Below are 19,379 nucleotides of genomic sequence, written 5' to 3'. Positions count from 1 at the left end.
GCGCAGAAGGAAACATTCTATGAATAATAGAGCGTGGCTATTATTGTTTTTGGGATGGCAATACAGTGCATGGGCAAATACCGTGCCCATGCTCATTGACCAAAATAACCCCTCCCGAATTTCCCGTGATATTACTAAACCGCAACCGACGAGAACCGCGCCGCCTGTACTTCAAAAAACACCAACACCAGGCCCTAAATTGACCCTCGATACGTTAATTGATGTGCGGCATATTCAATTTATTGGCGGCACTCGTTATGACATTAAGCTGCTAAGCGAGCCATTTAACGGTTATATTGGTAAAAAAGTCCCGTTAAAAAGTTTGCTGGTGGCGACTCAATCTATTACTCAGCGTTATCAGCAAGACGGCTATGTTCTTTCTTATGCTTATTTACCCTCAGATAACTTCGCCGATGGCACATTAAAAATAGGTTTAGTCGAAGGCTATATCGCCAATACCCGCATCCAAAGTGATAATGCGATGATTGGCCGTTGGCTGACCAAACTGGCTCAGCACATCATGGCCGAGAAGCCGCTGACGAAGGATACTTTCGAGCGCTACAATATTTTGATGAGCCGCACACCTGATACGAAAGTGATCGCCACCGCGAAAAATCCGGACAATATATATGGTGCAACATTATTGGATGTAAAAGCGGACCATCCCCGGAATTGGAATGTCACTACCGCGTTAGATAGCCGCAAAGGCGTATACAGTGGGGTGCTGAATGCGACATTAAGTGGTTTTACGCCCTACGCGGAACAATTGGGTATCGCGACATTATTACCACTCAATAATAAAAATCGAGACCAATATTTGGGTTTAAACTACCAGCAATATTTAGGCAGCAATGGGCTGCTGCTGCAAACCCGCGGCAGTTATTATAAGCAGAGCCCGAAAGATTATACGGATCTCATCACTTTCTATCCGCAAGATATTACGTTAGCGGGTCGCACCGAGCAGACACAATATACTGGCGGCGTCGTATTAAGCTACCCACTGGAATTAACTCGTCAGCGCCAATGGACCCTTAGCGGTGGACTCGATTATCTAGAGAAAAGTTATAGCCTCAAACAGCGTGCGCGATTAAATAGCCAAAATAATCGATTGGTCGATCTGGAAGAGCAAAATCAGCGCATGCGTTATCCTGCAGCAGAATTCGCTCTGGCGGGCTATCGTGAATATACCCAAGCCTATTGGAGTACCCGTGCGAGTGTCCGCCAAGGCATTAACGGGGCGCTTGCCTCCAGTTCGGTGCCTTGGGGCGATCTGGGCTTCACACGGTGGAAAATCACGGGCGACGGGGCCTATTTAATGGCCGAGAAATGGCGGTTAAGTGCGGCGGCAGAAGGTGATTGGTCTGATAATGACTTACCAGAAGCGGAGCATGTCACCTTCGGTGGGTTGCGGTTTGGTCGCGGTTATCCAGACAGTGAAGCCACGGGGGATTATGGTTACGGTGGTCAAATCGAAATGCGTTATATGCATAATCGGAAAAATGGTGTTTGGCTAAAATCAATCCAGCCTTATGTGGTACTGGATACGGCCCACACTTGGTATAACTCGCCGATTTTCCCTGCCAAGAAGTTGGCTTCATATGCGGTTGGGGTCACCTTTGGTGACAACAAACATTATTCACTTTCACTGGAAGGGGCAAGGCCGATTGGTGACCTGCCCAGTGATAGTAGCCGTCGGGATTGGCGGTTTAATGCGACGTTAACCTATAACTTCGCGAACTGATCAAGGTGGCCTAGCGCAGGTGATGAATCACTTGATTGCCGCTGCCGCGCCAGATAAGGGAGGGATCTTTCAGGTCTTGCACAAATTTGCCATCCACTAGCACATTAATTAAATCAACCACTTGTTGTTGCTCATCCGTCAGTTCAGCGAGGGTATAGCCGGTCCAGACCCAGATATCTTTGTTATCGCACTCGTGTCGCACCCGTTTGACCAGTTGCAAAATAGCGGACAAATTTTGTGGATGCAGCGGATCGCCACCCGAAAGAGACAGCCCCTGCCGTGAGATACGGGTATCGTTCAGGTCCGCGATGATCTGATCTTCCATTTCTCGGGTAAAGGGTTTGCCCGAGTTAAGCCGCCAAGTGCTTTTGTTATAGCAGCCAACGCATTCGTGCACGCAACCTGAGACAAACAGTGTGCAACGAGTGCCGGGGCCGTTGATGACGTCGACTGGATAGTATTGATGAAAGTTGATAGCGAGTGCCCCCCTCGTACTTGGCGTTGCAGGTGAGTTAACCGCCCGCAACGCCAATGACTTTGGGTCATAGAGTGAACTGTTTACTGTGCTGGGGCTCAGCCCAGTTGCCCGTTTGCCAAATGTTTCACACGGCGCTTCACTTCTTCCTGCTTGCCGGCATTGAATGGGCGTGCATCTGGGCTCCCCAGATAACCACACACTCGGCGGGTGACTGACACTTTCGACGGTTCATGATTACCGCATTTCGGGCAGGTAAAGCCTTTGCTGGTGCATGAGAATTCGCCGGTATAACCGCATTCGTAGCACTCATCAATCGGCGTGTTGGTGCCGTAATAAGGGACGCGGTTGTAGCTATAGTCCCAAACATCCTCCAACGCGCGCAGGTTATGCTGCAAGTTAGGGTATTCGCCGTAACAGATAAAGCCCCCGTTCGCCAAAGGGGGATAAGGTGCTTCGAAGTCCAACTTGTCGTAAGGATTAACTTTCTTTTCGACATCCAGATGGAAGCTGTTGGTGTAATAACCTTTGTCTGTCACGCCTTCTACAACACCAAATTCGGCGGTATCAAGGCGGCAGAAGCGGTCACACAGGTTTTCACTTGGTGTGCTGTACAGGCTAAAGGCATAGCCGGTTTCTTCTTTCCACGCATCGGTGGCTTGCCGCATGCGCTCAACAATGGCGACGGCTTTTTCACGCAAGGCTTCATCATCAAAGACATGAGTTTTATCGCCAAACAACGCGTTCACGGTTTCATGTATACCGATAAAGCCCAGTGAGATGGAGGCACGGCCATTTTTAAAGATTTCAGAGACATTATCGTCTGCCTGTAAGCGGACACCGCAAGCACCTTCCATATACAAAATAGGTGCCACCCGTGCTTTGACGCCATCTAAACGAGCAATTCGGGTCATCAGGGCTTTCTTGGCTAACAGCAAACGCTCATCCAGTAATTGCCAGAATTTAGCTTCATTACCCTTGGCTTCTAGCGCGATGCGCGGCAGGTTAAGGCTGATCACTCCAAGATTATTACGGCCGTCATGGATCTGTTCACCTGCTTCTTCATATACCCCCAAGAAACTGCGGCAACCCATCGGCGTTTTAAAGGAACCGGTCACCTTGACCACTTGATCATAATTGAGAATATCGGGGTACATCCGCTTGGTGGCGCACTCGAGAGCGAGTTGTTTGATATCGTAATTAGGGTCGCTGAACTTGTGATTCAAGCCATCGCGAATCGCAAACACCAGTTTTGGGAAGACTGCGGTTTTACGGTTTTTACCCAAGCCTGCAATGCGGTTACGCAAAATGGCTTGCTGGATCATACGCGATTGCCAGGTGGTGCCTAACCCGAAACCGAAGGTGACAAATGGAGTCTGTCCATTCGCGGTATGCAACGTATTCACTTCATATTCCAGTGATTGGAATGCGTCGTAACACTCTTTCTCGGTGCGCGACATGGCATAGCCAGCAGCATCAGGGATCTGCCATTCCTGAGCGATAGCTTTATGCTTATTAAAACTTTCAGTGACGAAGGGCGCGAGAATTTCATCAATGCGATTGATCGTCGTCCCACCATAAATATGGCTCGCGACCTGCGCAATGATTTGTGCTGTGACAGCAGTCGCCGTCGAGATGGATTTTGGCGGTTCTATCTCCGCATTACCCATTTTGAAGCCTTGGGTCAGCATGCCGTTGAGGTCAATCAACATACAGTTGAACATGGGGAAGAAGGGCGCGTAATCGAGGTCGTGATAATGGATTTCACCACGTTCGTGGGCCAGTACCACATCGCGTGGCAAGATATGCTGTTTGGCATAATGTTTGGCGACGATACCGGCTAGCAGGTCGCGCTGGGTGGGGATGACTTTACTGTCTTTGTTGGCATTTTCGTTCAGCAGCGCTTTGTTGCTTTGCTCTACCAAACCCCGAATTTCTTGGTTCAGGCGACCGCGCAGTTCCCGCGAGATATCCCTGTCATGGCGATACTCGATATAAGCTCGGGCTAACTGTTTGTATTGACCGGCCATCAGCTGGTTTTCGACCGCATTTTGGATATCGCGGATATCAACCTTCGGCTGGTTCTCCATCGTCTGAGCGACCACACGGGCAACAGTTGCACAATAATCTGCATCGACAACGTTAACAGCTAAAGCTGCGCGTTCGACGGCTTCCTTGATCCGCACCTCATCAAAAGGTACCTGACAACCGTCCCGTTTAATCACTACTGTTTTCACAATGTCGCTCCTGTATCCTGCCGCGTAGGGTTATCCACAAGACGATCCGCAGCACATCAGGGCTGCGGGGGGGTGTGGATGATTTTGTGGATAACTACTACATATAGGTGTCTTTGTTCCTATAAGCACTATATATAGGTGTGGGCAAACAAAATTGACGTAGAGCAAAGAATTCGGTGTTAAGCGTGTTTGCTGCGCAGTCGCTCATTGGATGGAGGATTTCTTGTACATGAGTGCGTGTACAAATTTAGTATAAATTTGATATTTATTTGAGCTGATGATAGCGTGCTTGAAGCATGAGCAGTCATCAACGGAGAAATTACTATGACCACGACAATGTCACAAAAAGCCGCAAGAGAAGGGCTTGGATCACCTGATCTTTTTGATGGCGGGGTTTTTGTGACAAAAAATGGTGTCGCCGAGCTGTTTGTCCAGCCAGCCGCAGAAAGGGAAGCCGAAATCAGGGAGCGTAATCTTGAGCGCCAATCAAATGCCCTTTTGAAGCTCACCATGTTGGCCAAGCAGGATATTAAAAATCAGCAGGGTATGACGCCCGAAGAAACGCTAAGGAAACTGCGTGAAGCACGCAAGTAAGATTGAGGTTAGGAATGCCCCAAATCATCATAGCACCAGCAGCAGAATGGACTCTTAAAGATATCGAATCCTTTAAAAGTGGGACGATGGGACCGGTTAAAGCCGCAGCATTCGTCGATAATTTATTGATATCGTCAATCACGGCGATCAGTGAAGATCCGACCCGCTATCGTTTTAACTCAATATTGTCAGATAGCGGGGTCCAGTTTCGTGAACGGCTGGACCCTGATAGTGAGTATCGCGTTATCTATGACTATGACGGCCAAACTGTGGAAATACTGGTTTTTATCAGTATGAAACAAGATTTGGAACGGACTCTTTACCGATACCTGATGTTTCGGTAGCGCTCAACATTCCGTGTTGTAGGTCGCAGTTGTGAAGTGAGAAGTTGAAAGAATGCCCCTTGGTTTATCTCCCTTACACTGAGGGGGCATTGAAAAAGCTTAAGCCACAAAGTGTTACCCCATAAAGTGCGCCGCTTGCGCCAAATCCTGCCGTGCAAACTCCCTCACTATCTTGCCACTTTCCATCATTGCGGCGCGCTCAGACATATGGGCCACAACATCACTGTCATGGCTGACCAACAAATAGGTCATGCCGTGTTCGCGTTTTAAATGATTGAGTAAATTGAGGATCTCTGCCTGAACAGACATATCTAATGCCGAGGTGGGTTCATCGAGTAACAACAGTTTGGGCCGTAAAAGTAAGGCGCGGGCGATGGCAATGCGTTGGCGTTGACCACCGGAGAATTGATGGGGATAGCGCTGCGCCGCAGAAGCAGGGAGGCCCACTTGCGCGAGAGCCTGATCAATTCGCTGCTGGATATTGCGCTCACCGTGAATCTTTAACGGCTCACCCAGTGTGCGCTGAATATTATGCTGTGGATGTAAAGAGGCATAGGGGTCTTGAAATACCATCTGCACATCTTTGCGCAGTTGACCGGTGAAACGTTGCCCTGCTTGCAACGGCTTGCCCAGCAAGCTAATTTCACCTTGCCACTCCCGCTGCAAACCGGCTAGTGTCCGCAATACGGTGGATTTACCACAGCCAGATGCGCCAATCAGGCTGAACGTTTCGCCTTCTTCAACCGCAAAGCTGACCGACTCAACCGCCGTTTTGACTTGATTCTTCAGGGCAAAACTGACCCGCAGATTATTGACTTCAATCAGTGCCACGGGTACCTCCAGAAAAATCTACGCTGCGATCCAATACCGGCAAGTCAGTGCCGTAAGTGGTGGCATTGGGGCGACAAGCCCACAAGGTATGGGTATAAGGATGGGTCGAGTGCGGCAATTCAGCGGCCAGCCCTTGATCCACCAGTTTGCCTTGATACATCACCAATACGCGGTGGCAATGCTCCGACACTAATGGCAGGTCATGGCTAATCAGCAGCAAACTCATCTTACGCTGCTCGGTTTGTTCGACGATCAACTCAAGGATTTGGTTACGCAATTTGGCATCCAAAGCTGAGGTAGGTTCATCAGCAATTAAGACGCGCGGATTATTGACTAATGCGATGGCTAACATTGCTCGTTGCCCCATCCCCCCCGACAACTGGCCGGGATATTGATGGTAAGCACTCTCATTTAATCCCACCGAGGCCAATGCATTTAAGACTCGCTCATGTGTGTCAGCGCTGGAAAGTGCATTGTGCAACAGCAGCGACTCTTCAACTTGTTTTCCCACGGTTCGCACTGGATTCAATGCATAGCGAGGGTCTTGCAGCACCATGGCTATCTCTTTACCGCGCAGTGCACCCCATTGTTTGGGTTTGAGCGCCGTCAAGTCGTGTTCGATAACAGGGGCAAGTTCCCCCTGCTGATAGGGGTTATCGGCGTAATAACTCAGTTTTTTGGCGCTGACTTTACCCGGCGAGCGGACTAACCCCATCAGCGCTCTGGCAGTAATCGATTTACCAGAACCGGATTCACCCACCAACGCGACGCGTTCTTGGCCGAGGTGGAACGAAATATTATCGACCACCCGTTGTTGCTGAAAATCGACACACAGATTCTCTACGGCGAAAATTTTATCAGTCATGGTGAGGGTCCAAAATATCGCGCAGGCCATCGCCTAACAGATTAAATGCCATGCTGCTGAGCAAAATCGCGCAGCCCGGGATGGCGGCAATCCACCATTGGTCGAAGATAACCTGCATGCCGTCCGCGACCATTGAACCCCATTCGGACATCGGGGGGCGTGCGCCTAATCCGAGGAAACCTAACCCCGCAGCCGCAAGGATGATGCCAGCCAGATCCAGCGCTAAGCGCACCACCGCCGAAGGAAGGCACATCGGTAAAATATGGCCCCACAGCAGACGTAACCCTTTGATACCCATCATTTCGGCTGCTGCCAGATAATCGCTTTTACGTAATAATTGGATTTCGGCCCGCGCCTGACGGGCGTAAGCGGGCCATGTGGTCAGTGCTAACGCCAATGCGCCATTAATCAAACCGGGGCCGAGCATCGCCACAAAGGCAAAAGCCAATATCAGCCGTGGCATCGACATCACCACATCCGTCACGCGCATCAGCACACGTTCAAGCCAGCCACCGTAATAACCGGACAGCACACCGACTAATAACCCCAGTGGCAGAGTGATCACAGTGACCAACAGCACCAAGCCCAATGTTGGGCGAGTGCCATAAATTAAGCGCGACAGCATATCGCGGCCATAGCTGTCAGTGCCCAGCCAATGCCCAGCAGAGCCCGGTGGCAGCAGCCGGTCAGCGGCGTTTTGCCAGTTAGGATCTTGAGGCGCAAGCCATGGCGCGAAAATCGCAATGAAAACCAGCAAGGAGATAATCAATAGCCCAATGCTGGTGGCAGGGGAACGCTTTAGCGTGTGGCAGACTTTTGCTATTTGCATTTCAGTATCATCAACATATCAGCGCGTTCTCGGATCCAGCAACCGGACCAGCAGATCCGTCACGTTATTAATCAAAATAAAGCACATACCGAGCAACAGCGTTCCCCCCATAATCGCGGTGGTATCCCCCGCAAACAGGGCACTGGTCAGGTAGCGGCCAATCCCCGGCCACGCAAAAACAGTCTCGGTTAACACCGCACCTTCCAACATGCTGGTATAGGCCAGCGCAATCACGGTGAGTAACGTGCCGCGAATATTCGGCAACACATGCATCAGTAGGATGCGCATTTCACCGGCCCCTTTGGCTCTGGCTAGCGTGATGTACTCTTTATTCAATTCACTCAGGCAAGCCGAGCGTGTCAGGCGGGTGATACTGGCCAGTGCGTAATAAGAGAGCAGGGCGACAGGCAAGATTAAGTGAGCGATGGCATTGCCAAAGGCACCAGCATCACCAGAGCGCCAAGTGTCGATCAGGGCAAAACCGGTTGTTGCTTCCACAGTGTATTGATAAATATCATCGAGGCGGCCAGGACCGGGGCTCCATTGCAGGCGTGCATAAAACAGCAAGAGCATCAGTAAACCCAACCAGAAGATGGGCACTGAGTTACCGAGCAAAGTGATAAAGCGAATTGTCGCATCCAACTTACTACCGGCCCAGCGGGCGCAGAGTAAACCTAGGATAACCCCGAGCGTGGCACCAATGATCAGTGACAAGGTGGCCAGCTCTAATGTGGCAGGGAAAACGGTGAGTAAATCTTGTAATACCGGCTGACCACTGGCACTGGCAAGACCCAAATCACCGTGGGCCAAGCGCACCAAATAGTGCCAGAACTGGACGGCTAATGGCTGATCTAGTCCGAGCTGGTGCTTGACCTGCTGGTAAGTCGCCTCACTGGCGTGGTCGCCCACAATTTGTAACACCCGATCCACTGGCGACATTGCCGAGAGGAAAAAAGTGATCACCAGTAGACCGAATAACGTCAGGGCCAGGGTGAGTAATCCCTGTAAAAACCCCCAAAGACGACGCCGGGATAAGATTCCCGGCGTTTGATTTAGTGCGACAGACATCGACTATCAACCTACTTATATTTCATAAAACGGGGTCAATCAGCAGGGCTATTTCTGGCGTCATTGGCATTGCATGTAGGCAGGAAGCCCCCTGCAACGCCAAATTAGGCAAAAATAAGTTACTTGCTGACACGGTCATAATAGACCATATCGGCATTCAGGCCCTGTTGGTAGCCCTTCACATTATCTCGCAGCACAACTTGCGCTTTGGCTTGGTCGATAAAGATGTAAGGCGAATTCTGCTGCAACTCTTGTTGCAACTGGGTATAGAGCGCGGTGCGCTCAGCCGGATCAGCTTCTGCCACGGCGGCCAATGTTTGTTTATTCAGCTCAGGGATCACCCAACCGTTTAAACCGGCCACAGTACTACTTTTACCATCGTTATAGGCGAAGGCGCTTGCGTTAGAGTGGGCATCGAAGTAATCCGGTATCCACAAACGAATCGCAGACTGGTGTTGCTTAGCCCGTACCCGACCATAGACTTGGCTACCTGCTGCTGGCAGTAACACCAATTTCACGCCACCTTGGGCGAAGCTGGCCTGTAACGACTGAGCGATGGTGATAAACGGCGGTTTGTTCTCAACATCCAGCGTCAACGTTGGGTCTTTAATGCCCGCTTTTGCCAGTATTTCTTTGGCTTTATCCGGATCAAAAGTGAACGGATTGCTTTCCAGCGCGCCCGGTAAACCGACAGGCAGGAAGCTTTGGTGCACGAAATATTGGTCTTTCAGTAAGTCTTTGGTAATGCCCTGATAATCAACCAGATAACGTGCAGCCTGCCAGAACTCGGGTTTACTCAACAGCGGGTTGGCTGGGTTGGCCGTGTTAAAGACCAAATAGTTTTGTTCCGCTGATGGGATTTCAACCACTTTGACGCCCGCTTGTGTTTTCAAGGCGGCAGTCTGGTCTGGCCCTAATTCGCGGGCGATATCGGCATCCCCTTGCTGAATCAGTAAGCGGCGAGCACTCGGGTCAGGCACGTTTTTAATAATAATATTTTTAATCAGTGGCTTGTCACCCGGTGATGTCGGGTTGGCATCTAATACGATGGCTTGATGCGGTTGATATACACGCATTTTGAATGGGCCGCTACCGGCTGAATGCATTTTTAACCAAGCATTGCCGTAGTCATTATCTTTCACATTGGCGGTGACGGCTTTTTTATCAACAATTGAGGCGATCGGTGTTGATAAAATATTCAGGGCAACCGCTGGGCTGACATCTGCACTCCAACTCAGTCGCACGGTGTTGTTATCGATCTTTTTCAAGTGTTGTTCGATGTTGGTCGCATCCCAACCCAGCACGTTAAGAATAAAAGCGGGAGAGCGGTTCATCTTGATTGCGCGAGTGAAGGAGTAAATCACATCATCGGCTTGCACCGGATTGCCTGATGCAAATACCGCATCTGGGCGCAATTTGACGGTCAGGGTTTTGGCTGCGGCGTCACCTTCCCAGCTTTCAGCCAGTACGGGTTTAATCTCTGCCGGGTTATCACGATCGGCTTGGATCAAACGCTGGTAGAGGCTGGGTACGGTTTGAATACTCGACAGTTCATTACTTTCTGCCGGATCCAAGCTGACGATATCATCCAGGGATTGTACGACCACCAATGTATCTGGTGGTGTTGCAGCCAATACACTGCTTGATAGTGCTGTCAAAATCAATAATGACAGAATTTTAGTTTTCATTGCGACTCCCTGAATAGGATTCAACCACCGAAACTTGTTACATTGAGCGCAACAAGCATCATTAGCATAACGAGGAAATTATTGTTTTTTCGACTATTTCATCGCAGTTTCCCACGATAGTAACTTTGCAGTCTGTGGTCAAAGTCTCAACTGTTATTTGTTATAACAATAAGTGATAAACGAATATTGCATAGAAGTAATGATTCTGCGATGAGTTAGGTATCGAACGAAACTGAATAAAAATCGGATAAATAAATGTTAGAGACTTCCCAATAAATGAGATATGAACTGGTTATAATGGAACATTATTTCATTTTAATTTTACAAAAGGGAAAGTCATGATCACCGGAAACATTCATCATTTGGAATTAGTACCTTATCTACCTGCGCAATTAAAAGACGCGATTGAATATGTGAAAAGCCATATCACAGCAGAAACCCCTCTGGGTAAGCATGATATTGATGGTAATAACCTGTTTGTGCTGATTTCTAACGACAGCACCGATTATCTGGAAAATCGCCGCGCGGAATATCATGCCAAGTATCTGGATATCCAGATTGTACTGGCGGGTGTCGAGGGGATGACCTTCAGTAATCTGCCCGCAGGGAAGCCAGATACCGACTGGTTAGCCGATAAAGATATTGCTTTCTTACCGGCAGGCGTCGATGAAAAGCAATTCGTTATGCAAGCCGGTGATTTCGTGGTGTTCTATCCGGGCGAAGTGCATAAGCCACTGTGTGCAGTGGGTGAGCCGGCTAAGGTACGTAAAGCCGTCGTTAAACTCGCGGTAAAATAAACTTTTTAGCTTAACTGCCTGCGTTTTGGGCAGCGCTTGCCACCGCCGATGACTCAGCCTAAAAGTGATCAATGAGTTTATAAAATGGGTGATGGATTTATAAAATTAGTCATGGGTTTATAAAAAAAGGGCCGCTCAGTTAACTGAATCGGCCCTTTTTATGTAAGCAGTTGAATATTTTTATGCTTGGCTGAGGGTGGCGACCATCACGGCTTTAATGGTGTGTAGGCGGTTTTCGGCCTGATCAAACACGATGCTGTGCGTGGATTCAAAGACTTCATCGGTCACTTCCATCCCTTCCGGTAAGTCATAAAGCTCAGCCATTTGCTTGCCGACAGTGGTTTGATCGTCGTGGAAAGCGGGCAGGCAGTGCAGGAACTTGACCTGCGGATTACCGGTGAGCTTCACCACGTTCATATTGATCTGATAGGGTTTCAGTAGCGCAACCCGTTCATGCCACACTTCTTTTGGTTCACCCATTGAAACCCACACATCGGTATATAAGAAGTCAGCGCCTTTCACCCCTTCGGCAATATCTTCTGTCAGCGTGATTTTTCCGCCGGTTTTTTGCGCCTGTGCCTGACATGCCGCCACCAGTTGTGCCTCCGGCCAGCATGCTTTTGGCGCGACCAGACGTAAATCCATCCCGACCAGTGCAGCAGCTTCCAGCATGGTGTTCCCCATGTTGTTACGTGCATCGCCAAGATAGGCAAATTTCATCTCACTCAACGGCTTACCGGGCAGATGCTCTTGCATGGTCAATAAATCAGCCAGAAGCTGTGTCGGGTGGAATTCATTCGTCAGGCCATTCCACACCGGGACACCCGCATATTCGGCCAATGTTTCAACCACTTGTTGGCCATGACCACGATACTGAATACCGTCATACATACGGCCTAGCACACGGGCGGTATCCTTAATTGATTCTTTATGCCCAATCTGACTCCCGCCTGGGCCGAGGTAGGTCACACGCGCACCTTGATCATATGCGGCAACTTCGAAAGAGCATCGAGTACGAGTCGAGTCTTTTTCGAAGATGAGCGCGATATTCTTACCAGCCAATTTTTGCTGCTCATTGCCGGATTTCTTGGCTTGCTTTAGCTCAGCGGCTAAATCTAACAGCGCGGTAATTTCGGCGGGAGTAAAATCCAGTAACCTTAAAAAGTGACGTTTGTAGAACTGACTCATAGTGCTCATGGTTTGCATCCTGAATAGTCTAGTTGAATTTAAATTCAATTTATACGTATAAATATTCAATTACAACCCCAATGAATAAATCTTTATCGTTTATAGTGGAGGCAACTGCGTGGGTGTGGGAAAATAGCGCAATACTAAGCCCATTGACTGAGGATAAAGGCATGGCAAACCGCGAAATGCTGGACGAACAACGTGATGAGACTCGCCTGATCATCGAAGAACTGCTAGACGATGGCAGCGATCCTGATGCGCTGTACACGATTGAGCACCATCTTTCTGCTGAAAAATTCGAAGTGCTGGAAAAGGCCGCCGTTGAAGCCTTTAAGCTGGGTTATGAAGTGACAGATGCCGAAGAACTGGAAGTGGAAGATGGTTCAGTGGTGATGTGCTGTGATGTGATTAGCGAAGTCGCGTTGAATGCAGAAATTATCGATACACAAGTTGAGCAGCTCATCGCACTGGCCGAGAAATGCGGCGTAAATTACGACGGTTGGGGGACATATTACGAAGACCCTAACGGCGAAGAGGGTGAAGACGGCGAGTTTGACGACGAAGAGTTGGTTGATGAGGATGATGACGGGAAGCGTCACTAAACCCGATTCCCCGTTGTCCTTGGCGTTGCAGGGTTGTTAGCGGCACTTACTCGCCCGAATCGCTGACTTGAGTCAGCTCATCGGGACTCGTTCGTTTGCTGCCTACCTGCAACGGCAATGACTTAGGGGAATCTTTGGTGGATTTGGTACTGCAGGGTTGTTAGCGGCACTTACTCACCCGAATCACTGACTTGGGTCAGCTCATCGGGATTTGCTCGTTTGCTGCCTACCTGCAACGGCAATGACTTAGGGGAATCTTTGGTGGATTTGCCTATAACAACGGGTGGGTTTGGCGCTGTCGGATGATTAACTGTTAATCTCAGGGCGTCTTGTGCGCCCTGAATTTTTACAATGCTTTTAGCATCGTGACTTCGCAATCGACATGGCCGGTGTTTCCCATTGGCCCATCGATATGCTCAAATCCTAATCTTTCATATAAACCTACAGCGCTCGTCAGGCTGGCTGTGGTTTCTAGATAGCAACGGCCAAAGCCTTGTTGACGGGCAAATGCCAACGCTTGCAACGCTAATTGCTTCGCTAAACCTTTCCCACGCAAAATAGGCAGGAAGTACATTTTCTGCAATTCACACAGATCCACTTCGCCACCCGATAAAGGTGCGATACCACCGCCACCGGCAATATTACCATCCACTTCAATCACCCAATAAGCACTGCGTGGCTGGCTATACAGCTCGTATAAATGATCCAAATTCGGATCAGACACCGTATAGCCTTTATCAGCGGTCAAGCCAAATTCAGCCGAAACATCGCGAATAACATTGGCGATGGCAAAATTGTCTGCTGCTGTGATGGGGCGCACCAGCAGGCGAATGGGGGTAACTGTGGTCATGGTGTATTACTCTATAAATCGAATGGTAATAACTTAGTCATAAACTGTAATACCATTGAATGGCGCAATGTGGCAATCATAAAAGAGTAGGGGGCCATGATAGTGAATAATTATCATGGCCCCCTAACACAGTGATTGGATGCTACCTATCAAAGTACTGACGATTACAGCGCAGCGATAGTTGCCTGCTGTTCAATCAACTTCTGTTTAGCGTCGGCGCAAGCGGCCATTCTCTCACGCTCTTTGGCAACGACCGCTTCTGGCGCACGCGCCACAAAACCTTCGTTGCTCAATTTACTTTCGATGCGCTCAATCTCCGCTTCCAACTTCGCGACTTCCTTCGCTAAACGATCCAACTCGGTGGCTTTATCGATCAGACCCGCCATTGGGATCAGCACTTCAGCGCCTTCAACCAGCTTAGTCACCGATACTGGGCCTTTTTCTCCCTCTGGTAACAAGGTGAGTGAGGACAAACGCGCGAGTGACTGAATGAAGCTCTGGTTTTCCACAACACGGCGCTGCGCTTCAGCACTGGCACCACGCAACATTACGTCTAGCGGTTTACTCGGTGCGATGTTCATTTCCGCGCGAATATTACGCACAGCAATAATGGTCTGCTTGATCCATTCCAAATCGCTCAGGGCTTTCTCATCGACTTGGCTAGCATCGTATTCAGGGAAAGGTTGCAACATGATGGTGTCAGCCGTAATCCCCTTCAGAACCTTCACCCGCTGCCAGATAGTTTCAGTGATGTAAGGAATGATAGGATGCGCCAAACGCAGCAGCGCTTCGAGCACCTCAATCAGGGTATGACGAGTACCGCGTAACTCAGCTTCAGAACCGCTGTTCATCACCGGCTTAGTCAGCTCCAGATACCAGTCACAGAACTGATTCCAAGTGAATTCATACAGAATGCCCGCCGCCAGATCGAAGCGGTAAGTGTCCATCGCTTCGCGGTAGGCTTTGATGGTCTGATTAAATTCAGCCAGAATCCAACGGTCCGCTAATGACAGCACCATTTCACCGCCATTCTGCCCGCAATCCTGACCTTCAGTGTTCATCAAGACGAAACGGCTCGCGTTCCACAACTTGTTACAGAAGTTGCGATAACCTTCCAAGCGCTTCATGTCCCAGTTGATATCACGGCCGGTGGAAGCGAGTGCCGCCAGCGTAAAGCGCAGGGCGTCAGTGCCATGTGGCTCAATGCCGTTCGGGAATTGCTTCTCGGTACGCTTGCGGATTTTCTCAGCCAACTGCGGCTGCATCATATTCCCCGTACGTTTTTCCAGTAATTCTTCCAGCGAGATACCGTCAACCATATCCAGCGGATCGATAACGTTACCTTTTGATTTGGACATCTTCTGCCCTTCGTCATCGCGGATCAGACCCGTCATGTACACGGTTTTAAATGGAACTTGCGGCTTGCCATTTTCATCTTTCATAAAGTGCATGGTCAGCATGATCATGCGGGCAATCCAGAAGAAAATAATGTCAAAGCCACTAACGACCACGCTGGTCGGGTGGAAAGTTTTCAGCGCATCAGTCTGCTCAGGCCAGCCCAACGTGGAGAAAGTCCACAGGCCAGATGAGAACCAAGTGTCCAGTACGTCTTCATCTTGGCGTAAGGCAATTTCAGGGCCGAGATTGTTTTCGCGGCGCACTTCGGCTTCATCGCGGCCAACGTACACTTTGCCTTGCTCGTCATACCAAGCAGGAATGCGGTGACCCCACCACAGCTGGCGGGAGATACACCAGTCTTGGATATCGCGCATCCACGAGTAATACATGTTTTCGTACTGTTTAGGCACGAATTGGATCTCGCCGTTTTCCACCGCTTCAATGGCCACTTTGGCCAGTGGCGCTGTGCGGACATACCATTGGTCAGTCAGCATCGGCTCGATGACCACGCCACCACGGTCGCCATAAGGCACCGTCAGATCGTGGGGTTTGATTTCTTCCAACAAACCGAGTTTATCAAACTCAGCCACCACGGCTTTGCGGGCGGCGAAACGCTCCAGACCTTGGAACTGCTCTGGAATGGCACTGCTGCATGCATCGCTCGCTTCGCCATTGGTATCAAACACTTCTGCTTCTGCGCGGATATCACCGTCAAAAGTCAAAATGTTGATCATCGGCAGAGCATGGCGTTTACCCACTTCATAGTCATTGAAGTCATGAGCAGGGGTGATTTTCACGCAGCCTGTGCCTTTTTCCATATCGGCGTGTTCGTCACCGAGGATAGGAATGCGGCGGCCAACCAGCGGCAAGATCACTTCTTTGCCGATCAGATCTTTATAACGTGGATCTTCTGGATTCACGGCGACACCGGTATCGCCCAAGACAGTTTCTGGGCGAGTGGTGGCGACGACCAGGTAATCTTTGCCTTCAGCGGTTTTCGCACCATCGGCCAGCGGATAACGCAGATGCCACATCGATCCTTTGGATTCGCGGTTTTCCACTTCCAGATCGGAGATGGCGGTACGCAGTTTCGGATCCCAGTTCACCAGACGCTTGCCACGGTAAATCAGATCTTCTTTGTGCAGACGGACAAACACTTCTTTAACGGCGTTGGACAGGCCATCGTCCATGGTGAAACGCTCGCGTTCCCAGTCCACGGAGTTACCTAAGCGGCGCATCTGGCGAGTGATGGTGCCACCGGATTCGCCTTTCCACTGCCAAATTTTGTCGATAAAGGCGTCACGGCCGTAATCGTGGCGAGTCTTGCCTTCTTCGGCGGCAATCTTGCGCTCAACCACCATTTGGGTGGCGATACCGGCGTGGTCAGTCCCCGCTTGCCACAGGGTATTTTTCCCCTGCATACGCTGGTAGCGAATCAAGGTATCCATGATGGTCTGCTGGAATGCATGACCCATGTGCAGGCTGCCGGTGACATTCGGCGGCGGGATCATAATGCAGTAGCTTTCTTTGCTGGTATCGCCGTTCGGCTTGAAATAACCCTGCTTTTCCCAATGCTCATACAGCGGCTGCTCGATTTCTTGCGGGCTGTAAGTCTTATCGAGGGAAGGCTCAGTTTTGTCGATGCTAGAAGGTGTGTTATCCATTTTCTTTTTTATTTCAGTTGGTTGGCGGCGTCGCCGTAGTCAGATGGAAGCCGACGCTGCGATAAGACTTATATCGGTCGCGCGCCAACTGTTTCAAATTTTCTTCGTAAGGAACGAAGTCTACCACTTCATGGAAAGCGGTGGCAAAACCTGCGAACTCGGGGAGCAGGCTGATCAGCAGGTCGCGAGGGGAGTTCCCACGTCGTTCCGGCCAGGCCAGTTCAACCGGCGCGCCATATTTTGGCCCTTCACCAGCTAAATTATGCGGCACAAATTGGTCAGGCGCACGTTGCCACAGGGCTTCATCTAGCCGCTGGGCTTGCTCTTCACTTTCACAAGCGATCAACACCCGCTTGCCCGCCCGCCAACGTTCAGCCGCAATGTCGCAGGCCAACGCTTCATGAGCACGCAGCTCACCGGCAGGCGTGTCGTGTTCGAGCAGGTAGAAGGTGGCGTTTTTCATAGGTTCTCTGCACTCTTCGTCCTTGAAGCCGCAGGGTTGTTAGCTGCTCTCACTCACCCGAATCACTTACTGATGTAAGTTCATCGGGATGAGTTCGTTTGCTGCCTACCTGCAACTCCAATGACTTTGAATGTATATCCGATGGAAATAGAGTAAACGATTAATCGTCGCCGTTTTGCCCTGCGCGGTTCAGCAAGAACTGAGACAGCAGTGCGACCGGACGGCCTGTTGCGCCTTTGTTCTTACCTGAACGCCATGCAGTACCGGCGATATCCAGATGCGCCCAGCTGTATTTGCGAGTAAAGCGCGACAGGAAGCAGCCGGCGGTAATCGCGCCACCTGCGCGGCCACCAATATTGGCCATATCCGCAAAATTGGAATCCAGTTGCTCAGCGTATTCATCACCCAACGGCAAGCGCCATGCTCGGTCACCGGCTTGCTCTGATGCACCAATCAGCTCATGCGCCAATGGGTTGTGGTTCGACATCAAACCAGTGATGTGATGACCTAATGCCACGACACACGCACCGGTCAGGGTCGCGATATCGATGACCAACTCTGGCTCGAAACGCTCAACGTAAGTCAGCGCATCACACAGCACCAAGCGGCCTTCTGCATCGGTATTCAGCACTTCAACGGTTTGGCCGGACATGGTGGTCAGAACGTCACCCGGACGATAAGCGCGGCCACCAGGCATGTTTTCACAGCCCGCGAGCACACCAATCACGTTCAATGGCAATTGTAGCTCTGCTACAACGCGCATTACGCCATAGACGGTTGCTGCGCCGCACATGTCGTATTTCATCTCATCCATGCCCTCGGCAGGTTTGATAGAAATACCACCGGAATCGAAGGTCAACCCCTTACCGACTAGCACAATTGGCTTAGCATCAGGATTTGGATTACCTTTATATTCTATCACCGACATTAATGATTCATTCTGCGAACCATGGCCGACAGCTAAATAAGAGTGCATACCCAACTCTTTCATCTGCTGTTCACCGATAACGCGAGTGATGATATTGGTGCTGAACGCATCCGCCAGTTGGCGAGCCTGAGACGCCAGATATGCGGCGTTACAGATGTTTGGCGGCATATTGCCTAAGTCTTTGGCGGCCTTGATGCCAGATGCGATGGCCAGACCGTGCTGGATGGCACGCTCACCGCTGGTCAGTTCGCGGCGAGTCGGCACGTTGAATACCATTTTACGCAGCGGGCGACGAGGCTCGGTTTTGTTGCTTTTAAGCTGATCGAAGGTGTAAAGCGTTTCTTTGGCTGTTTCGACTGCCTGACGCACCTTCCAGTAAGTATTACGGCCTTTGACATGCAGCTCGGTCAAGAAGCAAACCGCTTCCATTGAGCCGGTATCATTAAGGGTATTGATGGTCTTTTGGATCACTTGCTTGTACTGGCGTTCATCAAGCTCGCGCTCTTTGCCACAACCAATTAACAAGATGCGCTCGGAGAGAATATTCGGCACATGGTGCAGTAACAGCGTCTGCCCGACTTTGCCTTCAAGTTCACCACGGCGCAATAAAGCGCTGATGTAGCCATCACTAATTTTGTCGAGTTGTTCGGCAATTGGAGATAGACGACGGGGTTCGAAAACGCCGACGACAATACAGGCACTGCGCTGTTTTTCCGGGCTGCCGCTCTTTACACTGAACTCCATGTACTCTCCTGAATCTTAAAGACAAAGGCGGACGCTATCGCTAGAATGTAGCGCTCCGCAACGATCTCTACTC

Annotated in this window: 17 protein-coding genes; 5 read left to right on the top strand and 12 right to left on the bottom strand. The window is 50.2% G+C overall.

Annotated features, from left to right (window positions below; translation table 11 throughout):
* Positions 1 to 19 precede the first annotated feature (19 nt).
* Positions 20 to 1,741: a ShlB/FhaC/HecB family hemolysin secretion/activation protein gene (locus DA391_RS19630; protein ID WP_057642613.1), complete on the top strand. Its 1,722-nt coding sequence runs from the start codon at positions 20 to 22 to the stop codon at positions 1,739 to 1,741.
* A 10-nt stretch (positions 1,742 to 1,751) separates the two neighbouring features.
* Here DA391_RS19630 and nrdG read toward each other — a convergent pair whose 3' ends face one another.
* Positions 1,752 to 2,216 carry an anaerobic ribonucleoside-triphosphate reductase-activating protein gene (nrdG, locus tag DA391_RS19625; protein ID WP_050081023.1) on the bottom strand — a complete coding sequence of 155 codons (465 nt, stop codon included), beginning with the start codon at positions 2,214 to 2,216 and terminating at the stop codon, positions 1,752 to 1,754.
* 98 nt (positions 2,217 to 2,314) lie between these two features.
* The gene (gene nrdD, locus DA391_RS19620) at positions 2,315 to 4,453 is read right to left on the bottom strand and encodes an anaerobic ribonucleoside-triphosphate reductase (protein ID WP_050080859.1); all 2,139 of its coding nucleotides are present in this window, start codon (positions 4,451 to 4,453) and stop codon (positions 2,315 to 2,317) included.
* A gap of 324 nt (positions 4,454 to 4,777) precedes the next feature.
* On the opposite strand from nrdD, the gene DA391_RS19615 reads away from it, so the two are divergent.
* Together DA391_RS19615 and DA391_RS19610 are read left to right on the top strand one after the other, a co-directional pair.
* Complete coding sequence (locus tag DA391_RS19615; RefSeq protein ID WP_049604927.1) at positions 4,778 to 5,047, top strand: hypothetical protein; 270 nt, start codon at positions 4,778 to 4,780, stop codon at positions 5,045 to 5,047.
* A gap of 14 nt (positions 5,048 to 5,061) precedes the next feature.
* Positions 5,062 to 5,391 (top strand): type II toxin-antitoxin system RelE/ParE family toxin, encoded by a 330-nt coding sequence (locus DA391_RS19610; protein ID WP_049604926.1) that lies wholly within the window; start codon positions 5,062 to 5,064, stop codon positions 5,389 to 5,391.
* A gap of 114 nt (positions 5,392 to 5,505) precedes the next feature.
* On the opposite strand, the gene DA391_RS19605 is transcribed toward DA391_RS19610, so the two are convergent.
* The 5 genes from DA391_RS19605 to DA391_RS19585 form a co-directional block, all read right to left on the bottom strand.
* Positions 5,506 to 6,222 carry an ABC transporter ATP-binding protein gene (locus DA391_RS19605; protein ID WP_057642610.1) on the bottom strand — a complete coding sequence of 239 codons (717 nt, stop codon included), beginning with the start codon at positions 6,220 to 6,222 and terminating at the stop codon, positions 5,506 to 5,508.
* Complete coding sequence (locus DA391_RS19600) at positions 6,209 to 7,087, bottom strand: ABC transporter ATP-binding protein (RefSeq protein ID WP_050080855.1); 879 nt, start codon at positions 7,085 to 7,087, stop codon at positions 6,209 to 6,211. The genes DA391_RS19605 and DA391_RS19600 overlap by 14 nt, the downstream gene beginning before the upstream one ends.
* Positions 7,080 to 7,916 carry an ABC transporter permease gene (locus tag DA391_RS19595; protein ID WP_049604924.1) on the bottom strand — a complete coding sequence of 279 codons (837 nt, stop codon included), beginning with the start codon at positions 7,914 to 7,916 and terminating at the stop codon, positions 7,080 to 7,082. The genes DA391_RS19600 and DA391_RS19595 overlap by 8 nt, the downstream gene beginning before the upstream one ends.
* A gap of 18 nt (positions 7,917 to 7,934) precedes the next feature.
* On the bottom strand, positions 7,935 to 8,984 hold the full coding sequence (locus tag DA391_RS19590) for an ABC transporter permease (protein ID WP_050286650.1): 1,050 nt from the start codon (positions 8,982 to 8,984) through the stop codon (positions 7,935 to 7,937).
* A 119-nt stretch (positions 8,985 to 9,103) separates the two neighbouring features.
* Positions 9,104 to 10,672 (bottom strand): ABC transporter substrate-binding protein, encoded by a 1,569-nt coding sequence (locus tag DA391_RS19585; protein WP_108088094.1) that lies wholly within the window; start codon positions 10,670 to 10,672, stop codon positions 9,104 to 9,106.
* Positions 10,673 to 11,010: 338 nt separating this feature from the next.
* Between DA391_RS19585 and DA391_RS19580 the strand changes: the two genes are divergently transcribed.
* On the top strand, positions 11,011 to 11,469 hold the full coding sequence (locus tag DA391_RS19580; RefSeq protein ID WP_019211252.1) for a YhcH/YjgK/YiaL family protein: 459 nt from the start codon (positions 11,011 to 11,013) through the stop codon (positions 11,467 to 11,469).
* Between the two features lie 180 nt (positions 11,470 to 11,649).
* Here DA391_RS19580 and argF read toward each other — a convergent pair whose 3' ends face one another.
* Entirely contained in the window at positions 11,650 to 12,657 is a 1,008-nt protein-coding gene (gene argF / locus DA391_RS19575; protein ID WP_050081022.1) for an ornithine carbamoyltransferase, read from the bottom strand.
* 170 nt (positions 12,658 to 12,827) lie between these two features.
* Between argF and rraB the strand changes: the two genes are divergently transcribed.
* On the top strand, positions 12,828 to 13,259 hold the full coding sequence (gene rraB / locus DA391_RS19570) for a ribonuclease E inhibitor RraB (RefSeq protein ID WP_042806645.1): 432 nt from the start codon (positions 12,828 to 12,830) through the stop codon (positions 13,257 to 13,259).
* Between the two features lie 346 nt (positions 13,260 to 13,605).
* Here rraB and DA391_RS19560 read toward each other — a convergent pair whose 3' ends face one another.
* From DA391_RS19560 to pepA, 4 genes are all read right to left on the bottom strand, one after another.
* Positions 13,606 to 14,109 carry a GNAT family N-acetyltransferase gene (locus tag DA391_RS19560; RefSeq protein ID WP_050080852.1) on the bottom strand — a complete coding sequence of 168 codons (504 nt, stop codon included), beginning with the start codon at positions 14,107 to 14,109 and terminating at the stop codon, positions 13,606 to 13,608.
* Between the two features lie 164 nt (positions 14,110 to 14,273).
* Entirely contained in the window at positions 14,274 to 17,171 is a 2,898-nt protein-coding gene (locus DA391_RS19555) for a valine--tRNA ligase (RefSeq protein ID WP_050080851.1), read from the bottom strand.
* Between the two features lie 13 nt (positions 17,172 to 17,184).
* Positions 17,185 to 17,634 (bottom strand): DNA polymerase III subunit chi, encoded by a 450-nt coding sequence (locus DA391_RS19550; RefSeq protein ID WP_019211247.1) that lies wholly within the window; start codon positions 17,632 to 17,634, stop codon positions 17,185 to 17,187.
* A gap of 160 nt (positions 17,635 to 17,794) precedes the next feature.
* On the bottom strand, positions 17,795 to 19,306 hold the full coding sequence (gene pepA / locus DA391_RS19545) for a leucyl aminopeptidase (protein ID WP_050080850.1): 1,512 nt from the start codon (positions 19,304 to 19,306) through the stop codon (positions 17,795 to 17,797).
* Positions 19,307 to 19,379 lie beyond the last annotated feature (73 nt).

Origin of the sequence: Yersinia massiliensis (assembly GCF_003048255.1) — a bacterium.
GTDB classification, from domain to species: domain Bacteria; phylum Pseudomonadota; class Gammaproteobacteria; order Enterobacterales; family Enterobacteriaceae; genus Yersinia; species Yersinia massiliensis_A.
Note: the sequence above shows the minus strand (reverse complement) of the source record. Positions and strands in the feature narration are given on the sequence as shown.

Bases quoted from the DNA above. Each gene is read 5' to 3' on its own strand.
- DA391_RS19630 (WP_057642613.1), top strand. From the start codon at position 20: ATGAATAATAGAGCGTGGCTATTATTGTTTTTGGGATGGCAATACAGT.
- DA391_RS19615 (WP_049604927.1), top strand. From the start codon at position 4,778: ATGACCACGACAATGTCACAAAAAGCCGCAAGAGAAGGGCTTGGATCA.
- DA391_RS19610 (WP_049604926.1), top strand. From the start codon at position 5,062: ATGCCCCAAATCATCATAGCACCAGCAGCAGAATGGACTCTTAAAGAT.
- DA391_RS19600 (WP_050080855.1), bottom strand. From the start codon at position 7,087: ATGACTGATAAAATTTTCGCCGTAGAGAATCTGTGTGTCGATTTTCAG.
- DA391_RS19595 (WP_049604924.1), bottom strand. From the start codon at position 7,916: ATGCAAATAGCAAAAGTCTGCCACACGCTAAAGCGTTCCCCTGCCACC.
- DA391_RS19590 (WP_050286650.1), bottom strand. From the start codon at position 8,984: ATGTCTGTCGCACTAAATCAAACGCCGGGAATCTTATCCCGGCGTCGT.
- DA391_RS19585 (WP_108088094.1), bottom strand. From the start codon at position 10,672: ATGAAAACTAAAATTCTGTCATTATTGATTTTGACAGCACTATCAAGC.
- DA391_RS19580 (WP_019211252.1), top strand. From the start codon at position 11,011: ATGATCACCGGAAACATTCATCATTTGGAATTAGTACCTTATCTACCT.
- argF (WP_050081022.1), bottom strand. From the start codon at position 12,657: ATGAGTCAGTTCTACAAACGTCACTTTTTAAGGTTACTGGATTTTACT.
- rraB (WP_042806645.1), top strand. From the start codon at position 12,828: ATGGCAAACCGCGAAATGCTGGACGAACAACGTGATGAGACTCGCCTG.
- DA391_RS19560 (WP_050080852.1), bottom strand. From the start codon at position 14,109: ATGACCACAGTTACCCCCATTCGCCTGCTGGTGCGCCCCATCACAGCA.
- DA391_RS19555 (WP_050080851.1), bottom strand. From the start codon at position 17,171: ATGGATAACACACCTTCTAGCATCGACAAAACTGAGCCTTCCCTCGAT.
- DA391_RS19550 (WP_019211247.1), bottom strand. From the start codon at position 17,634: ATGAAAAACGCCACCTTCTACCTGCTCGAACACGACACGCCTGCCGGT.
- pepA (WP_050080850.1), bottom strand. From the start codon at position 19,306: ATGGAGTTCAGTGTAAAGAGCGGCAGCCCGGAAAAACAGCGCAGTGCC.